This is a genomic window from Pseudonocardia sp. NPDC049635 (assembly GCF_040659795.1).
Lineage (GTDB): Bacteria > Actinomycetota > Actinomycetes > Mycobacteriales > Pseudonocardiaceae > Pseudonocardia.
The window spans coordinates 126145-143749 of record NZ_JBFAON010000001.1; the positions used below are offsets into that span (position 1 = coordinate 126145).

Annotated in this window: 17 protein-coding genes; 10 read left to right on the forward strand and 7 right to left on the reverse strand. The window is 72.6% G+C overall.

What is annotated here, in order from left to right; all coding sequences use genetic code 11:
• Nucleotides 1-69 precede the first annotated feature (69 nt).
• From AB0J24_RS00575 to AB0J24_RS00605, 7 genes are all read left to right on the forward strand, one after another.
• The gene (locus AB0J24_RS00575; RefSeq protein WP_358674322.1) at nucleotides 70-951 is read left to right on the forward strand and encodes a transcriptional regulator; all 882 of its coding nucleotides are present in this window, start codon (nucleotides 70-72) and stop codon (nucleotides 949-951) included.
• Nucleotides 935-2371, forward strand: coding sequence for a Fe-S cluster assembly protein SufB (sufB, locus tag AB0J24_RS00580; RefSeq protein WP_358673202.1), 1437 nt, complete (start codon nucleotides 935-937; stop codon nucleotides 2369-2371). The genes AB0J24_RS00575 and sufB overlap by 17 nt, the downstream gene beginning before the upstream one ends.
• On the forward strand, nucleotides 2368-3555 hold the full coding sequence (gene sufD, locus AB0J24_RS00585) for a Fe-S cluster assembly protein SufD (RefSeq protein ID WP_358673205.1): 1188 nt from the start codon (nucleotides 2368-2370) through the stop codon (nucleotides 3553-3555). The genes sufB and sufD overlap by 4 nt, the downstream gene beginning before the upstream one ends.
• Before the next feature lie 30 nt (nucleotides 3556-3585).
• Nucleotides 3586-4344, forward strand: a complete 759-nt coding sequence (gene sufC / locus AB0J24_RS00590) for a Fe-S cluster assembly ATPase SufC (RefSeq protein WP_358673208.1) — start codon at nucleotides 3586-3588, stop codon at nucleotides 4342-4344.
• A 119-nt stretch (nucleotides 4345-4463) separates the two neighbouring features.
• Entirely contained in the window at nucleotides 4464-5717 is a 1254-nt protein-coding gene (locus AB0J24_RS00595; RefSeq protein ID WP_358673211.1) for a cysteine desulfurase, read from the forward strand.
• Between the two features lie 4 nt (nucleotides 5718-5721).
• Nucleotides 5722-6231, forward strand: coding sequence for a Fe-S cluster assembly sulfur transfer protein SufU (gene sufU / locus AB0J24_RS00600; RefSeq protein ID WP_358673214.1), 510 nt, complete (start codon nucleotides 5722-5724; stop codon nucleotides 6229-6231).
• Nucleotides 6228-6644, forward strand: coding sequence for a metal-sulfur cluster assembly factor (locus AB0J24_RS00605; RefSeq protein ID WP_358673217.1), 417 nt, complete (start codon nucleotides 6228-6230; stop codon nucleotides 6642-6644). The genes sufU and AB0J24_RS00605 overlap by 4 nt, the downstream gene beginning before the upstream one ends.
• 77 nt (nucleotides 6645-6721) lie before the next feature.
• On the opposite strand, the gene AB0J24_RS00610 is transcribed toward AB0J24_RS00605, so the two are convergent.
• The 5 genes from AB0J24_RS00610 to AB0J24_RS00630 all read right to left on the reverse strand — a co-directional run bounded on the left by AB0J24_RS00610 (nucleotide 6722) and on the right by AB0J24_RS00630 (nucleotide 11486).
• Complete coding sequence (locus tag AB0J24_RS00610) at nucleotides 6722-7525, reverse strand: arylamine N-acetyltransferase (protein ID WP_358673220.1); 804 nt, start codon at nucleotides 7523-7525, stop codon at nucleotides 6722-6724.
• Between the two features lie 248 nt (nucleotides 7526-7773).
• Nucleotides 7774-8814, reverse strand: coding sequence for an adenylate/guanylate cyclase domain-containing protein (locus tag AB0J24_RS00615; RefSeq protein WP_358673223.1), 1041 nt, complete (start codon nucleotides 8812-8814; stop codon nucleotides 7774-7776).
• A 3-nt stretch (nucleotides 8815-8817) separates the two neighbouring features.
• Nucleotides 8818-9267 carry a universal stress protein gene (locus AB0J24_RS00620; protein ID WP_358673226.1) on the reverse strand — a complete coding sequence of 150 codons (450 nt, stop codon included), beginning with the start codon at nucleotides 9265-9267 and terminating at the stop codon, nucleotides 8818-8820.
• 117 nt (nucleotides 9268-9384) lie between these two features.
• Nucleotides 9385-10695 carry a lycopene cyclase family protein gene (locus AB0J24_RS00625; RefSeq protein WP_358673229.1) on the reverse strand — a complete coding sequence of 437 codons (1311 nt, stop codon included), beginning with the start codon at nucleotides 10693-10695 and terminating at the stop codon, nucleotides 9385-9387.
• Nucleotides 10696-10709: 14 nt separating this feature from the next.
• Entirely contained in the window at nucleotides 10710-11486 is a 777-nt protein-coding gene (locus AB0J24_RS00630) for an SDR family oxidoreductase (RefSeq protein ID WP_358673232.1), read from the reverse strand.
• 158 nt (nucleotides 11487-11644) lie between these two features.
• On the opposite strand from AB0J24_RS00630, the gene AB0J24_RS00635 reads away from it, so the two are divergent.
• The 3 genes from AB0J24_RS00635 to AB0J24_RS00645 all read left to right on the forward strand — a co-directional run bounded on the left by AB0J24_RS00635 (nucleotide 11645) and on the right by AB0J24_RS00645 (nucleotide 15964).
• Nucleotides 11645-13267, forward strand: a complete 1623-nt coding sequence (locus tag AB0J24_RS00635) for an ABC-F family ATP-binding cassette domain-containing protein (protein WP_358673235.1) — start codon at nucleotides 11645-11647, stop codon at nucleotides 13265-13267.
• Between the two features lie 320 nt (nucleotides 13268-13587).
• Entirely contained in the window at nucleotides 13588-13797 is a 210-nt protein-coding gene (locus AB0J24_RS00640) for a helix-turn-helix domain-containing protein (RefSeq protein ID WP_010240451.1), read from the forward strand.
• A gap of 271 nt (nucleotides 13798-14068) precedes the next feature.
• Entirely contained in the window at nucleotides 14069-15964 is a 1896-nt protein-coding gene (locus AB0J24_RS00645; RefSeq protein WP_358673238.1) for an ABC transporter ATP-binding protein, read from the forward strand.
• Between the two features lie 13 nt (nucleotides 15965-15977).
• On the opposite strand, the gene AB0J24_RS00650 is transcribed toward AB0J24_RS00645, so the two are convergent.
• Both AB0J24_RS00650 and AB0J24_RS00655 read right to left on the reverse strand, forming a co-directional pair.
• Nucleotides 15978-16598: a DAK2 domain-containing protein gene (locus tag AB0J24_RS00650; RefSeq protein ID WP_358673241.1), complete on the reverse strand. Its 621-nt coding sequence runs from the start codon at nucleotides 16596-16598 to the stop codon at nucleotides 15978-15980.
• Nucleotides 16595-17605 carry a dihydroxyacetone kinase subunit DhaK gene (locus tag AB0J24_RS00655; RefSeq protein ID WP_358673244.1) on the reverse strand — a complete coding sequence of 337 codons (1011 nt, stop codon included), beginning with the start codon at nucleotides 17603-17605 and terminating at the stop codon, nucleotides 16595-16597. The genes AB0J24_RS00650 and AB0J24_RS00655 overlap by 4 nt, the downstream gene beginning before the upstream one ends.

Here is a 17605-nt window from a genome sequence, read left to right on the forward strand (position 1 = left end):
GTTGTGAAAACGAAGCGGACCGCGCAGACGCGCCAGGACCCGGCCTGCGGGCACGGGGCCGACGCGGCGCTGCCCGGATCCGGTTCGGGCACCCGGGCCGCGGTGGCCCGCGTGCTCATGGAGCAGGGCCCGGTCACGGCCGCACTCGTGGCCGGCGAGCTGGGCCTCACCGAGGCCGCCGTCCGGCGGCACCTCGATGCGCTGATCGCCGACGGTGAGGCGGAGGTCCGGGCGCCCGCCCGGTCGGCCCGCCCGCGCGGACGTGGCCGCCCGGCCCGGGAGTACCTGCTCACCGACACCGGCCGGGTCCGGTTCGGCCACGGGTACGACGACCTGGCCACGTCGGCGCTGCGGTTCCTCGCGGAGACGGCGGGCGAGCAGGCGGTGGACGCGTTCGCGCGCCGCCGGGTGCGGGACCTGCTCGGTGCCGACATGGACTCGGTCACCGCCCTCGCTGCACCGCAGGACCGGGCAGAGGCGCTCGCCCGGGTGCTCAGCGCCCGCGGTTACGCTGCACAGACCCGCCGCGGCGGGCTCGGCGTGCAGCTCTGCCAGCACCACTGCCCGGTGGCCCACGTCGCCACCGAGTTCCCGGAGCTCTGCGAGGCCGAGACGCGTGCCTTCGCCGATCTCCTGGGTACCCACGTGCAACGGCTGGCGACGATCGCGCGCGGCGACGCCGCGTGCACCACACACGTCCCGCTCGAGGATCCCGAACACCTCGGACGGGCGAAGCACCACGAGAAACGCCGGGCCGGGGCAGGGGGGCCACAGGCCTCCGTGCCGCGAACCCGGCAGGTGCACGAAGTAGACCGCCGTTCCGGCACCGAGAGTGGGCGACCCACCTCGCAGGTGCGGCAGGTGCAAGAAGAAGACGGTCCCGCCGGAAGCGGGTCCATCTCCCACCACGGTCCCCGAAAGGGAGGCAGTCCGAATGACGACCACTCCTGATGTGCGCACCGAGCTCACCCAGGAGGAGACGATCGCGGCGCTCGGCCGGTACGACTTCGGCTGGGCCGACTCCGACGAGGCGGGCTCCATCGCGAAGCGTGGCCTGTCCTCCGAGGTCGTCGCCGACATCTCCCGCCTGAAGGACGAGCCCGAGTGGATGCTCGAGTTCCGGCAGAAGGCGCTCGACATCTTCGGCAAGAAGCCGATGCCGCGGTGGGGCTCCGACCTGTCCGGGATCGACTTCGACAACATCAAGTACTTCGTGCGGTCCACGGAGAAGCAGGCCACCTCCTGGGAGGACCTGCCCGACGACATCAAGAACACCTACGACAAGCTGGGCATCCCGGAGGCGGAGAAGCAGCGGCTGGTCGCGGGTGTCGCCGCGCAGTACGAGTCCGAGGTCGTCTACCACCAGATCCGTGAGGACCTGGAGGAGCAGGGCGTCATCTTCCTGGACACCGACACCGGCCTCAAGGAGCACCCGGAGCTGTTCAAGGAGTACTTCGGCTCGGTGATCCCGAGCGGGGACAACAAGTTCTCCGCGCTGAACTCGGCGGTGTGGTCGGGCGGATCGTTCATCTACGTGCCGCCGGGCGTGCACGTCGACATCCCGCTGCAGGCCTACTTCCGGATCAACACCGAGAACATGGGCCAGTTCGAGCGGACGCTGATCATCGTCGACGAGGGCGCCTACGTGCACTACGTCGAGGGCTGCACCGCGCCGATCTACAAGACCGACTCGCTGCACTCGGCCGTGGTGGAGATCGTGGTGAAGAAGGGCGGTCGCTGCCGCTACACCACGATCCAGAACTGGTCGAACAACGTCTACAACCTGGTCACCAAGCGCGCCAAGGCCGAGGAGGGCGCGACCATGGAGTGGGTCGACGGCAACCTCGGCTCCAAGGTGACCATGAAGTACCCGGCCGTGTGGCTGATGGGCGAGCACGCCAAGGGCGAGGTCCTCTCGATCGCCTTCGCGGGCGAGGGCCAGCACCAGGACGCCGGCGCGAAGATGGTCCACCTGGCGCCGAACACGTCGTCGTCGATCATCTCGAAGTCGGTGGCCCGTGGCGGCGGCCGGACCTCCTACCGCGGCCTGATCCAGGTCAATCCGCGGGCCCGCAACTCCCGTTCGACGGTGAAGTGCGACGCGCTGCTGGTGGACACGATCTCGCGGTCGGACACCTACCCCTACGTCGACATCCGCAACGACGACGTGTCGATGGGGCACGAGGCCACGGTCTCGAAGGTCTCGGACGACCAGCTCTTCTACCTGATGAGCCGCGGCCTGACCGAGGACGAGGCGATGGCCATGGTGGTGCGCGGGTTCGTCGAGCCGATCGCCCGCGAGCTGCCCATGGAGTACGCGCTGGAACTGAACCGGCTGATCGAGCTGCAGATGGAGGGTTCCGTCGGATGACCTCGTCGGATGTTGCCGGCCTCGCCCCCGAGCTCAAGGGGGCCAAGAAGGGCCAGGGCGAGGTGCCCATCGCGTCGGCGGGCGAGCGGTTCCAGTCGTTCGACGTCGACGCCTTCGAGGTGCCCGGCGGGCGCGAGGAGAACTGGCGGTTCACCCCGCTGCGCCGGCTGAAGGGCCTGCACGACGGCTCGGCCGCCTTCGAGGGCGTCGCACCGGTCACGGTCACCGAGACCGCGGGCGTCACGGTGGAGAAGGTCGGACGCGACGACGCCCGGATCGGCGAGGGCGGCATCCCCGCCGACCGGGTCGCCGCCGCCGCCTGGTCCGCCTTCACCGAGGCCACCCTGGTGACCCTCGACGGTGAGCCGGAGCCGGTGACCGTCGTCGTGGAGGGCCCCGGCGAGGGCGCCACCGCGGCCGGGCACCTGCAGATCCGCACCACCCCGCACAGCCGGGCGACGGTCGTCGTCGAGCACCGGGGATCGGGCGTGCTCGCCGACAACACCGAGGTCGTGCTGGCCGACGGCTCGCAGCTGACCCTGGTGGTCACCGAGGAGTGGAACGACGACGCCGTCCACGTCGGCGCCGAGCACTACAACGTCGGTCGGGACGCCATGCTGCGCGCGACATCGGTGCAGCTCGGCGGCGACCTGGTGCGGGTGTCGTCGACCGTCGGATACACCGGGCCCGGTGGTGATGCCGAGCTGCTCGGCCTCGGGTTCGCCGACGCCGGCCAGCACCTCGAACAGCGACTGCTGGTCGACCACTCGGTGCCGAACTGCAAGTCCAACGTGCTCTACAAGAACGCGCTGCAGAGCGACTCGCGCGACTCCGCGCACGTGGTGTGGATCGGCGACGTGCTCATCCGGGCCGCCGCGGAGAACACCGAGACGTTCGAGTTCAACCGGAACCTGGTGCTCACCGAGCACGCACGGGCCGACTCGGTGCCGAACCTGGAGATCGAGACCGGTGAGATCGTGAGCGCCGGGCACGCCAGCGCGACCGGCCGGTTCGACGACGAGCAGCTGTTCTACCTGCGCAGCCGCGGCATCCCGGAGGACCAGGCCCGGCGTCTCGTCGTCCGCGGGTTCTTCGGCGAGGTCCTGAACAAGATCACCCTCCCGGAGCTGCGCGAGCGGCTCGAGGCGGCCGTCGAGGCCGAGCTCGCCCTGACCGGCGCCTGACCACCACACCTAGTACGGAGCCACCCACAGATGTCCACTCTGGAGATCAAGGACCTGCACGCCTCGGTCGAGACCGAGGACGGTCCGAAGGAGATCCTGCGCGGCGTGAACCTCACGGTCCGCGCGGGCGAGACGCACGCGATCATGGGCCCGAACGGCTCGGGCAAGTCCACGCTGGCCTACGCGGTCGCCGGGCACCCCAAGTACACGATCACCTCGGGCGAGGTGCTCCTGGACGGCGAGAACGTCCTCGACATGGCGGTCGACGAGCGGGCTCGGGCGGGCCTGTTCCTCGCCATGCAGTACCCGGTCGAGGTGCCCGGTGTGTCGATGGCGAACTTCCTGCGCAGCGCGGCCACCGCGGTGCGCGGTGAGGCGCCGAAGCTGCGCACCTGGGTCAAGGAGGTCAAGCAGGCGATGTCCGACCTGGACATCTCCCCCGAGTTCGCCGACCGCTCGGTGAACGAGGGCTTCTCCGGCGGCGAGAAGAAGCGCCACGAGGTACTGCAGCTCGGCCTGCTGAACCCGAAGATCGCCATCCTGGACGAGACCGACTCCGGCCTCGACGTCGACGCGCTGCGCGTCGTCTCCGAGGGGGTGAACCGCTACCGCGAGGGCGGCGAGACCGGCGTGCTGCTGATCACGCACTACACCCGGATCCTGAACCACATCCGGCCCGATCACGTGCACGTGTTCGCCGGTGGCCGGATCGTCGAGTCCGGCGGTCCCGAGCTGGCCGACGAACTGGAGAAGAACGGCTACGAGCGGTTCACGAAGGCTGCGGTCTGATCATGTCGCTGACCCACGGAACCGAGACCGCGGGCGGCCACAGTGCCGATGCTCGTTCCGCGGGCGCTCCTCTCGGTGCGGATGCTCGTTCCGCGGGCGCTCCTCTCGGTGCCGCCGCCGTGGCCCGGATCCGGGCGGACTTCCCGATCCTCGCGCGCACCGTGCGCGAGGAGAAGCCGCTGGTCTACCTCGACTCCGGTGCGACCTCGCAGCGTCCGCGCCAGGTGCTCGACGCGGAGCGGGCGTTCCTGGAGCGGCACAACGCGGCCGTCCACCGGGGCGCGCACCAGCTCGCGGAGGAGGCCACCGACGCCTACGAGTCCGCCCGCGCACGCATCGCGGCGTTCGTCGGGGCCGGTGACGACGAGCTCGTGTTCGTGAAGAACGCGACCGAGGGCATCAACCTGGTCGCCTACGGCCTGGGCAACGCCTCCGTCCGGAACGGTCTGGGACCCGAGTCGGAGCGCTTCGCGCTCGGGCCCGGTGACGAGGTCGTCACCACCGAGCTGGAGCACCACGCGAACCTGGTGCCCTGGCAGGAGCTGTGCCGCCGGACCGGGGCGACCCTGCGCTGGTACTCGGTCACCGACGACGGCCGGATCGATCTCGACTCGCTCGAGCTGTCCGACCGGACGAAGGTCGTGGCCTTCACCCACCAGTCGAACGTGACCGGGGCGGTCGCGCCGGTCACCGAGCTGGTCGAGCGGGCCCGGGCGGTCGGTGCGCTGACGGTGCTCGACGCCTGCCAGTCGGTGCCGCACATGCCGGTCGACCTGCACGCGCTCGGCGTCGACTTCGCGGTGTTCTCCGGGCACAAGATGCTCGGCCCCTCCGGTGTCGGTGTGCTGTACGGCCGCCGGGAGCTGCTGGAGGCGCTGCCGCCCTTCCTCACCGGCGGGTCGATGATCGAGCTGGTACGGATGGAGGGCTCGACCTACGCCCCGCCGCCGCAGCGCTTCGAGGCAGGCGTGCCGATGACGTCGCAGGCGGTCGGCCTGGGCGCGGCGGTGGACTACCTCGAGCAGATCGGGATGGACGCGGTCGCCGCGCACGAGGCGGCACTGACCGCGGCGGCCCTCGAACAGCTGTCGGCGATCGACGGCCTGCGCATCGTCGGGCCGCCGACACCGGGTGAGCGCGGGGGAGCGGTGTCGTTCGTCGTGGACGGCATCCACGCCCACGACCTGTCCCAGGTGCTCGACGACCGGGGCGTCGCGATCCGGGTGGGCCACCACTGCGCGTGGCCGCTGCACCGGCGCTTCGGGGTGGTGGCCACGGCCCGCGCGTCGTTCGCCGTCTACAACACCCTCGACGAGGTCGAGGCGCTGGTCGACGGCGTCCGGGCTGCCCAGAAGTTCTTCGGGACGGTGTGACCGCGTGCAACTGCAGCAGATGTACCAGGAGATCATCCTGGACCACTACCGCGATCCGCACGGCTCGGGTCTGCGCGAGCCGTACGACGTCGAGACCCACCACGTGAACCCGACCTGCGGGGACGAGGTCACGCTGCGGGTCACGCTGGACGACTCCGCGACGGTGGTGAAGGACCTGTCCTACGAGACGCTCGGCTGCTCGATCAGCCAGGCGTCGGTGTCGGTGCTGCACGATCTCGTCGTCGGCAGGCCGGTGGGCGAGGCCTGGAAGATCATGGCCTCGTTCCAGGAGATGGCGCAGGGCCGCGGCAAGGTCGAGCCGAACGAGGAGATCATCGGTGACGGCGTCGCCTTCGCCGGTGTCGCCCGGTACCCGGCGCGGGTGAAGTGTGCTCTCCTGGGGTGGATGGCGTTCAAGGACGCGGTCTCCCGCACCGACGCGACGATCGACCCCGTGGATGTCCCCGGGGGCATCACCGACGCGGCATCAACGACGGAGGGATCTCCGGCATGAGCGAGACGACAGAACAGCAGACCACCGAGCAGGACACCGAGGTCGTCCGCGGTGCGGCCGGGATGCCCGAGCCGCCCGCGGCTCCGGCGGACGGCGCCTCCCAGGACCAGCTGGAGGAGGCGATGAAGGACGTCGTCGATCCCGAGCTGGGAATCAACGTCGTCGATCTCGGCCTCGTCTACGGCATCGACCGGGACGGTGACACGGCCGTCATCGACATGACCCTCACCTCGGCGGCCTGCCCCCTGACCGACGTGATCGAGGAGCAGACCCGCTCCGCGCTCACCGCCGGTCCGGACGGCGGCCTGGTCTCCGACGTCCGGATCAACTGGGTCTGGATGCCGCCGTGGGGGCCGGAGAAGATCACCGAGGACGGCCGCGAGCAGCTGCGCGCCCTCGGTTTCCGGGTCTGACCTCTTGTCGCGAGCGGGTCCCTCGTGGCGGTCGTCGCCACGGCGGGCCCGCTCGTGTCGTGAGCGGGCCGACGGGCTCACCCGAAGTGGGTGGCCCGGATGCGTCGTTCCAGGCCGGTGACGCCGGAGGTGTCGATGCCGAACCCGTCCTCCAGCACTCCGATCACCTCGGCCGGCGTGCCGAGTTCGCGCTCCACAGCGCGGCCGTCGGTGTGGCGCACGGTGTAGCGGTTGCCGTTCAGCGTCGCGCGGCGGTCCGGGCCGGAGCGCGCGGCGACCAGCCCGGTCCGGAACGGTGACTCCGGATGGTGGGTGAGGTACCAGGAGCCCATCGCGTAGTCGACGTCCGGTACCGGGGTCAGGTCGAAGGTGTACTGGGTGATCCAGTCCCCGCCTCGGCGCCGCTGCTGGGTCCAGACACCCGTGCCGTCGGTGCGGAAGCGGTGTTCGGCGTGCGCCGTCGGCTGGACCGCGCCGGGCACGAGCCGGAGCGGCTCCGAGGGGCCCGTCCCGCCGAAGCCGACGTCGGCGAGGAAAGGGCCCTCTGCGGTCTCGACCAGGGTCATCCGGTGTGTGCGTGTGGTCGGTGGGTCGTCGTCGGTGAGGCCGAGCCGGACCCGTCCGACGACCGGGGTGACCCGGTAGCCGAGGTCGCCGAGCACGTCGTGCAGCAGCCGGTTGTGCTCGAAGCACCAGCCGCCGCGGTGCCCGTGCACCAGTTTGCCGACGACGCCCGCCCGGTCGAGGGGCGGCTCGATCCCGGTGAACGGGTCCAGGTTCTCGAACGGGATGGTCGTGACGTGTGCCCGGACGATCCGGTGCAGCAGGGCCAGGTCCGGTGGGCCGGGTGTCACGCCGGTCCGGTCGAGGTAGGCCGCCACGTCGGGGGACAGGTGGTCGGGTGGTAGGTCGAGGTACGGGTCGCCGCCGCGGGGGTCGCGGCCGGTCCCGATCGGCGGCCCTGGAGCCGGCGAACCGATCGGCCCCGGCCCTGGGATGGGTCCCGGGCTCGGAGCTGCGGCGGGCCCTGGGGCCGGGACTGCCGGGATGCTGGTCATGCCCGCGACCCTGCCCCCTCAACCCTGGTTCAGGTCAACCCGGCACCCGGCCGGCACCCGGCCGGGTGCGGTCAGCGTTCCCGGGCGCCGCGCAACGCCCAGGCGCGCAGGTGCGTGTAGCCGCGGGTGTGCAGGGTGGCGATCCGCCGCAGGTCGAAGCGGGGATCGTCGCGCAGCGCCTCGTGCATCTCCCGGTCCACCAGCACGCTGTCCGGTCGCGCCTCGGCGGTGAGCCGGGCGGCGACGTTGACGACCTCGCCGTAGACGTCGCCGTAGCGGGCCAGCACCATCCCGTGCGCGATCCCGATCCGCAGCGGCGGCAGCGACGGCTCGACCCGCACCCGGTCCCGTAGCCCGAGCGCGATCGCGGCGGCGTCGGCGGGATGCTCGGTCACGAACAGCACCTCGTCGCCGACGGTCTTGATGATGCGCCCGCGGCCGTTCGCGATCACCTCGTTGGTGACGGCCCCGAAGCGTTCGATCATCTCCCCGAGCTCGGCCATCGACCGGCGACGGGTGGTGCGGGTGAAGCCGACCATGTCGGCGAACCCGACCGACAGCGGCCAGGTGTCGGCGGAGATCAGCTCGGCGTCGGAGCGCCGGGCGCCCGCCGTCCACCGGACCGCGGTGGCGGCGAGGTGGCGCCGCCACACGTAGGACTGCAGGCTCTCCAGCTCGGGGAGCACCTCGGCGGCGAGCCGGGCGGCATCACGGGGGGTCAGCTCGCCGACGTGCGCGGCCGCCACCTGCGCGAGCATCCCGACCTGCCATTCCGCGAGCCGGGACAGCGACTGGGCGATCGCCCGGGCGACGGCCTCGCGGGGCCCGTGCTCGGGCAGCCACTCGCGGGTGAGGGCGACGACCTTGCGCGCCGCCTCCAGATCGACCCGGGTGAACACACGGTCGTCGGGATCCGGATCGGGGAAGCCGAGCGCCCGCCACAGCCTGCCGGACTCCTCGGGGTCGAGCCCGGTGGCCTCGACGAGTTCGTCGCGGGTGAACTCGCGGGGGGCGCCGAGGATGAACTCGTCGAGGACGGGCGCCTCGATCTCGCTCCAGTCGATCTGCGCGGGATCCGGGAGCGGCCGGCCGGGGAAGGACTCCTCGGTCACGGATCAGGTGGTGTGCACGACGAGCACGTCCACCCCGGCGCGACGGGTGGCGTCGGCGGGGACCGATCCGAGCAGCCGCCCGGACAGCGTGTTGAGGCCGCGATTGCCGACGACCAGCAGGTCTGCGTGATGGGTCTTGACCGCTTTGCGGAGCACGTCGACCGGGGCACCGTCCTCGGCGTGGGTGGTCACGTTCCGGGCGCCGGCCGCCGCCGCGCGGTCGGCGGCCTCGCGCAGCGCCTCCTCGGCGGGGGTCCAACCGGTGACCAGGTGCGCCTCGTCCTTCAGCGCGTCCTCGGCGGCGGCGGTGTCCTCACGGCTGGCCGGGGTGTAGGCCGAGACGATCACGAGGGTGGCCCCGCTGTCGGCGGCCACGCCCGCCGCGCGCTCGACGGCCGCGAAGGAGGTCGCCGAGCCGTCGGTCCCGACGACGATGGTCTGGTAAGCGGGCATGGGCAGCCTCCGATGGGGAGCGGGACCGCACCCGCCGGTGCGGGCGGCCCCTCGACGCTGAGTACTCCGATGTTACTACCGGTACTCCGATCAACCGATCGGCGCGGCGCTCCGTCATCACCTGATCGGGTGGAACCGTACGGCCGAACGAAGCATTCGTCGTTTGATCGGTGCGGGTGCCGCCCGGAACACGCCCGCCATCCCGGCCAGCGTCCCGGGCACGTCGTCGCGGCCGGTGAGGAAGGCGCGGCCGCTGCGGCCGGCGAAGAAGGCGTCGAAGAAGCCCGGCACGAGCCGGGCGGGCAGGTCGAGCACGGTCTGCAGGCCGTGCCGGCGGAGCCGGTGCACCGTGCGCGCCGAGGGCGACCACAGCAGCGCGCGGGCCGCGGACGCCGCCGCGCCCGGGTCCGCCGGGAGGTGCCGGGCCAGGACGGCGGCCACGGCCGGGGCGAGCTGCAGGGCCGGCGCGACGCTGAACCCGGTCGCCGGGTGCACGAGCGGTGTCGCCGCGCCGAAGGCCACCGGGTGCGCCGCGGCGCGCGGTGAGTCGACCGGGAAGCGGACCCGCTCGACCGGGGCGTCGTCCGGCACCGGGACGCCGAGTCCGGCCAACCGTGCCACCAGCCGATCCTGCAGCTCGGCGAGCGGGAGCCCCGGTCGGCGGGCGAGCGACGTCTCCTCCAGCAGGACCGTCCCGTCGCCGTAGGGGACGGCGTAGAGGAACGTCGGCCAGTCGCTCCACCCGGGGGCCGGCTCGGCGGCGGGGGAGCGCCAGTCCATGAACACCGCCTCACCCGGCGCGACGACCGGGCGGGCCGCCTCCTCGGTGACGACGACGCCGTAGGCGGTCTGCTCGGCGGCCGGACCGGCCGCCGGACGCAACCGCGACGGAGCCCCCGTCGCGTCCACGACGAGTGCGGCGAACACGACCGTCGTGTCCCCGTGCCGCGCGGCGCGCCCTGCACCTGCGGTACCCGCCGTCGCTCGGCCGCCCGCTGCACCCGCCGCACCGGCCGGCCGCAGGGTGACCCGGTAGCGGTCACCGTGGCGGCGCACGTCCCCGGCGTCGGCCCGGCCGGCGATCACGGTGACCCCGCCGAGCCGGGAGTCCAGATGTCTGCGCAGGCCCGCCGTGTCCAGCACCGCGTACGCGCCCAGGTCCCGGTCGGCGCCGCCGGGCAGCACCGCCCGGGCCCGCGGGCGCGCCGCCACCGCCGATCCGGGCAGGTCGGCCGGAAGCTCCTCCGGCCAGGCGCAGTAGGTGGCCCGCCAGGGCCGCTGCGGGGCCGGATCGGCGAGCCCGGTCCGGAGGCCGTGCCCGGCGCACGCTGCGGCGAGCGCCCGACCGGCGGGCCCACCACCCAGGACGAGCACGTCGAGGGCGGCCGTCCCGGGCGGCGGCCCGGTGCCCGTTCCCGCGCGCTGCACCGCGATCCCTCCCGTCAGACGTTGCGTCCGGACGCCAGGCTGCCACCGTCGATCCGCAGTGTCTCGCCGGTGATCCAGGACGCGGCGTCGGAGACGAGGAACGCGACGGCCTCGGCGACGTCGGCCGGAACTCCGAGCCGCTGCATCGGGTACCCGGCGGCGACGCCCTGTTCGTCGTGCGCGTACAGGGCCTCGGCGAAGCGGGTCTTCACCACCGCCGGGGCGACCGCGTTCACCCGGATCCCCGGGCCGAGCTGTCCGGCCAGCTCCTCGGTCAGCTTGATCAGGGCGGCTTTCGAGGCCCCGTAGGCGCCGATCACACCGGTCGGTCGCAGACCGCCGACCGAGGCGACGTTCACCACGGATCCGCCGTGTGCGCCCATCCAGGCCCGGTGCGCCTGCTGCACGAAACCCAGTGCGGCGACCACGTTGACCTCGAAGATCTTCCGCACCGCCGCGAGGTCGGCCTCGACCAGCGGGCCGTACTGCGGGTTGACGCCGGCGTTGTTGACCAGCACGTCGAGCGACCCGAACGACGCGACGGTCCGGTCGACCACCTCGGCGCGGTGCGTCTCGTCACCGGCGTTGCCCTGGACGGCGAGCACCCGTGACCGGTCGACACCGGTCTCGTCGACGAGCGCGGCGGCGGCTTCGCTCAGCTCCGGTTCGCGGCGACCGGTGATCACCACCGACGCTCCGCGTGCCAGCAGACCCGCGGCGATGCCGTACCCGATGCCGCGGGAGCCGCCGGTGACCAGCGCCGCCCGCCCGGACAAGGTGAGATCGGTCATGGGAGCCGACCCTACGTGGGGAAACGGCTCGCCCTGACAGGTAACCTGGCGGTGTGGTCCTGATCGAGTAGCCGGTGTCGCCGGGCACCGGTGTGCCCGCCCCGTCGCTCCCGAACTCTCAGCGCCCACCCCCTCGACTCCGTCTGGAGCCCTTTCACGTGATCACCGCGACCGCTCTCGAACTCCGCGCCGGGTCGCGGATCCTGCTCTCCGGCGCCGACCTGCGTGTCCAGCCCGGTGACCGGATCGGCCTGGTCGGCCGCAACGGTGCCGGCAAGACGACCTCGATGCGCGTGCTGGCCGGCGAGGGGGAGCCCTACTCGGGTGAGGTCCGCACCAACTCGCCGATCGGTTACCTGCCGCAGGATCCGCGTGAGGGCGACCTGTCGATCACGGCGAAGGACCGGGTGCTCTCCGCCCGCGGTCTCGACACGCTGCTGGCCAAGATGGAGAAGGCCCAGACGGCGATGGCCGAGCTGGTCGACGGGCCGGAGAACGAGAAGGCGGTCCGGGAGTACGGCCGGCTGGAGGAGCGGTTCTCGGCGCTCGGCGGGTATGCCGCCGAGTCGGAGGCCGCTCGGATCTGCACCCACCTCGGTCTGCCGGACCGGGTGCTCGCCCAGCCGATGCGGACGCTGTCCGGCGGGCAGCGTCGCCGGGTCGAGCTGTCGCGCATCCTGTTCGCCGCCTCCGACGGGGGCTCCCAGTCGGCGACCACCCTGCTGCTCGACGAGCCGACGAACCACCTCGACGCGGACTCGATCACCTGGCTGCGCTCGTTCCTGCAGAACCACGAGGGCGGCCTGGTCGTGATCAGCCACGACACCGATCTGCTGGCCGCCGTCGTCAACAAGGTGTGGTTCCTCGACGCGACCCGCGGTGAGGCCGACCAGTACAACATGGACTGGCGCCGCTACCTGGAGGCCCGCGCGACCGACGAGAAGCGCCGCCGCCGGGAGCGGGCGAACGCGGAGAAGAAGGCGTCGGCGCTGCACGCGCAGGCCGCGAAGATGGGCGCGAAGGCCACCAAGGCGGTCGCGGCGAAGAACATGGCCCGCCGCGCCGACCAGCTGCTCGCCGGGCTCGACGACGAGCGCCAGGCCGATCGGGTGGCGAAGATCCGGTTCCCCACCCCGGCCCCGTGCGGGCGGACCCCGCTGACCGCCGAGGGGCTGACCAAGGCCTACGGGTCGCTGGAGGTGTTCACCGGCGTCGACCTGGCGGTGGACCGCGGTACGAAGGTCGTCGTGCTCGGCCTCAACGGCGCGGGGAAGACGACGCTGCTGCGGCTGCTCGCGGGCACCGAGGCCGCGGACTCCGGGGAGGTCGTGCCCGGGCACGGCCTGCGGACCGGTTACTTCGCCCAGGAGCACGACACCCTCGACATGGACGCCTCGGTCTGGGACAACATCCGCCACGCCTCACCGGACGCGCCGGAGCAGCAGCTGCGTACGTTGCTCGGATCGTTCATGTTCTCCGGGGAGCAGCTCGACCAGCCGGCCGGAACGCTGTCCGGCGGCGAGCGGACGCGGCTCGCACTGGCCGGTCTGGTGTCGTCGGCGGCGAACGTGCTGCTGCTCGACGAGCCGACGAACAACCTGGACCCGGCGAGCCGTGAGCAGGTGCTCGACGCGCTGCGCCGCTTCGAGGGCGCGGTCGTGCTGGTCACCCACGACCCGGGCGCGGTGGAGGCACTCGAGCCGGACCGGGTGATCGTGCTGCCCGACGGCACCGAGGACCACTGGTCGGCCGACTACCTCGAGCTCGTCCAGCTGGCCTGAGCCGGAACGTTCGCCGACCGGTCGCCGCACGGGCGCGTGATCACCCGTCCGGACCACCAAGATCGTCGATCTTGTGGAGGCTCCGTGACCGGCGAGGGCCGGAATGGTGCGAGATCGATTCCAACGGGTGATGTCGTTCTGCTGATCGAAGGACGATCTTTCGGCTGATCACCGGACGGTGTGCGCCGTTCGGGGTAACCGCTCACCGATCGCGTTTTCCGCGTTCTGGCCAGAAATGGTCGTCTCGATCATCATGGCCTGATCGTCGCGCCGGATGCGGCGGTCCGCGGGGGCATCCGCGGTGGGGATGAGGAGGGCCCATGGCCGAACTGAAGAAGGGCGCCCGGATCACCGGGACGCAGCGGGGGAAACTCGCGGCCGATCTGAAGAAGAAGTACGAGAAGGGCGCCAGCATCCGGTCGCTCGCCGAGCAGACCGGCCGGTCGTACGGTTTCGTGCACCGTGTCCTCTCCGAGACCGGAGTGACCCTTCGCGGTCGCGGCGGGGCCACCCGCACCAAGAAGAAGTAGCCGCCGACCCGTCCGTCGAGCAGTAGGCGGAGCGGCGCCACCCGGACCACGCCACCGAGACCACCGACGACGCCGACCGGTCCCGACACCGCACCGGTACGGCGTCGTCGCACGTCGCGGACCGGTCCTCGACGGGCACGCCGGGACACGGCGGTTCGAGCCGGTGTACGACGGGACACGGCGGACACGGCGGACACGGCGGACACGGTCGCCGCGCTACGCCGTCGTAACGTGAACCCTCGCCGTCCACCACCGGCGAAGGGGAACATCGTTGGATCGCCCGCTCACCCTGATGCGCGGGGTCATCCGGGGAGCGGACTCGCAGTCCATCCGCCGTGGCTCCATCGCGAAGGGCACCTGGCCCCGCATCTGGGGCTTCGTCCGCCGGTACCGCGGCTGGCTCGCCGGTTACCTCGCGCTCACCACGGTCACCGCGGTGATCGGCGTCGTCACCCCGCTGCTGGCCGGGCGGGTGGTCAACACCATCGTCGCCGCGAACGACGTCCCCGACGCCGCCCGGGTGATCATCGTGATCGCCGGCGCGATCGCCGGTATGGCCGTGCTGGAGGCGGTGGTCGGGCTCGCCGGGCGCTGGTTCTCCGCCCGGCTCGGCGAGAGCCTGATCGCCGACCTGCGGGTCGCGGTGTTCCGGCACGTGCAGGCGATGCCGCTGGCGTTCTTCGCGCGCACCCGGACCGGGGCGCTGGTCAGCAGGCTCAACAACGACGTCATCGGCGCTCAGACCGCGATCACCAGCACGCTGTCCACGGTGCTGGCGAACACCATCCAGCTGGTGCTGGCGATCGCGGTCATGCTCGGTCTCGCCTGGCAGGTGACGCTGCTCGCGATGCTGTTGTTGCCGGTGTTCGTGCTGCCCGCGCGCCGGATGGGCACCTGGCTGGCCGAGCTGCGCCGGGAGGCGGCCGAGCTCAACGCCACCATGGGGAACCAGATGACGGAGCGGTTCTCCGCGCCCGGTGCGACGCTGGTGAAGCTGTTCGGCGACCCGGACGCGGAGGCGGACGTGTTCCGCGGGCAGGTCGTGCGGGTCCGGGAGATCGGCGTCCGCTCGGCGATGGTGTCGCGGTTGTTCGTGACCGCGCTGCAGCTGGTGTCCGCACTCGCCCAGGCGTTGATCTACGGTCTCGGTGGCTACCTCGCGGTCACCGGGCAGATCCCGGCCGGCACGGTCGTCGCGCTCGGGCTGCTGCTGACCCGGCTCTACACGCCGATGACGGCGCTGGCGAACGCCCGGGTGGACGTCATGACCGCGCTCGTCGCGTTCGAGCGCGTCTTCGAGGTGCTCGACCTGGTCCCGTCCATCACCGAGCCGCAGCGCCCGCGGACGCTGCCCGACGGCCCGGTCGACGTGCGGTTGCGCGACGTCCGGTTCACCTACCCGAACGCCGCGGACGTGTCGCTGGCCTCGCTGGAGGAGGTCGCGGTACTGGACCGTCGGGTCAACTCCGAGGTGCTGCACGGCATCGACCTGCACGTGCACGGCGGTGGACTGCTTGCTCTGGTCGGGACCTCTGGTGCGGGCAAGTCGACGCTGGCCGCGCTGGTGCCGCGGCTCTACGACGTCGACTCCGGCGCCGTCGAGCTGTCCGGTGTGGACGTCCGGGAGCTGGACCTCGCGACGCTGCGCCGCACCGTCGGCATGGTCACCCAGGACGGGCACCTGTTCCACGACACGATCAGCGCGAACCTGCGCTACGCCGCGCCGCAGGCGACCGACGCCGAGATGACCGAGGCGCTGCACCGGGCGCGGCTCGGCGATCTGATGGCGGCACTGCCGGACGGCCTGGACACCGTCGTCGGCGAGCGCGGCTACCGGCTCTCCGGCGGCGAACGCCAGCGGCTCACCATCGCGCGGCTGCTGCTGGCCCGGCCCCGGGTGGTGATACTCGACGAGGCGACCGCACACCTGGACTCGGAATCCGAGGTCGCCGTCCAGGAAGCACTCGTCGAGGCGCTCGTCGGGCGGACCGCGATCGTGATCGCCCACCGGCTGTCGACCGTGCGGGCCGCCGACCGGATCGCTGTCCTGGAGGCCGGGCGGGTGGTCGAGTCCGGTACCCACGACGAGCTGCTGGCGGCCGGCGGCCGGTACGCGATCCTGTACCGCACGCAGTTCGACCCGCAGGCCGAACCGACCACCCGGTGACCCGGCGGGCGGTTCAGACGCCGTCCAGCGGGTTCGGCACCGCGGCGTCCGGCTCGGCGACGACGGCGACCGCCCAGAACAGCAACGCCACCCCCACCGCGCCCGGGTCCTGCCTGCCCCGCGCCCGATCACCCAGGTAGGAGGCGCGACCGTGCCGCGCGGTCAGCTCGGCGGTCCGCTCGGCCCCCTCCCGGGCCGCCGTCGCCGCGGCCGCGTAGCCGTGACCGAGCGCGGTCACCGCCGGCGCGAGCGCGTCGACCAGCGTGCGGTCGCCCTCCCGCGCCTCGCCGACCCGCTGGATCGCGGTCAGCCCGTCGCGCGCCCCGGTGCCCAGCGCGGCGAGATCACCGTCGGGGGACCGCACGGTGCCCAGCGCCCGGGCGATCTCGGTGAACAGCAGCCCGAGCAGCGGCCCGCTGGTGCCACCGACCTCGTCGAGGAACACCTCCCCGAGCGCGGCGAACCCGCGCCGGCCGCTCCCGGCGAGGCGCACCGCCTGCCGGACACCGGCCCGCAGGTTGTCACCGAAGTCGCCGTCACCGGAGTGCTGGTCGAGATCGGTCAGCGCGGCGTGCCCGTCCTCCACGGCGCGGGCGAAGCGGTCGAGGACGGCGTCCTGGTCGAGTCGGCTCACTGGTCCTCCGTGGTGGCGCGCGGGAAGGCGGGGGTCTCGGCGGGGGCGGCCCACAGGGGCGCCCAGGCCGGCTCCAGGCGGGTCACGGTCAGCGAGAAACCGGCCATGTCCAGGGCCGGGACGAACGTACCGACCAGCAGCCCGGCCGGGTCCAGCCCGCGCTCGGACAGGCCCGTCGCCGCGAGGTCGGCCAGCACGTACAGCTCCAGCAGGGAGGTCCCGCCCATCCCGTTGACGACCAGCACGGCGCTCGGGGACCCGTCCGGCAGGCCGGCGACGAGCTCGTCCAGCATCCGCCCGACGAGTTCCTCGGTGGGCGGCCGCGGGATCGACCGCCGGGCCCGCTCACCGTGGATGCCGACGCCGTAGTCCAGCTCGCCGTCGAGCGTGAACGCCGGCTCGCCGGTCCGTGTCGAGGTCTGTGCGCGGGACGCCACGGCCAGGCTGCGCGAGGCGGCCACGACCTCGGCGCCCAGCCCGGCGAGCTCGTCCAGGCCGGCTCCGGTGTCGGCGGCCGCGCCCAGGATCTTCTCCACGACGACGGTCGCACCGGTTCCGCGGCGGCCGGTGGCGGTGTCGAGCCCGTCGGTGGCCAGGTCGTCGTCGACCAGCACCCGGCGCACGTCGATGCCCTCCATCCGCAGCCGCTCGGCGGCGATCCCGAAGTTGATCCGGTCGCCGGTGTAGTTCTTGACGATGTGCACCACGCCGCCGGGGCCCGCCGCGGCCCGCGAGGCGTGCAGCACCGCCTTGTTGTGCGGTGAGGTGAACACCGGGCCGGGGGCGACGGCGTCGAGCATCCCGCGGCCGAGGAACCCGGCGTGCAGTGGCTCGTGCCCGGAGCCGCCGCCGGACACCAGCCCGACCCTGCGCTGCGGTGACCGCCTGCGGGCGCGGAGGTGGAGCGGGTCGGAGTGCAGTTCGACCAGGTCGGCGTGTGCCCGGGCGAACCCGCGGACGGCGGTGGGGACCGGATCGCCCCCGGCGGGATGGAACGGCAACGGCAT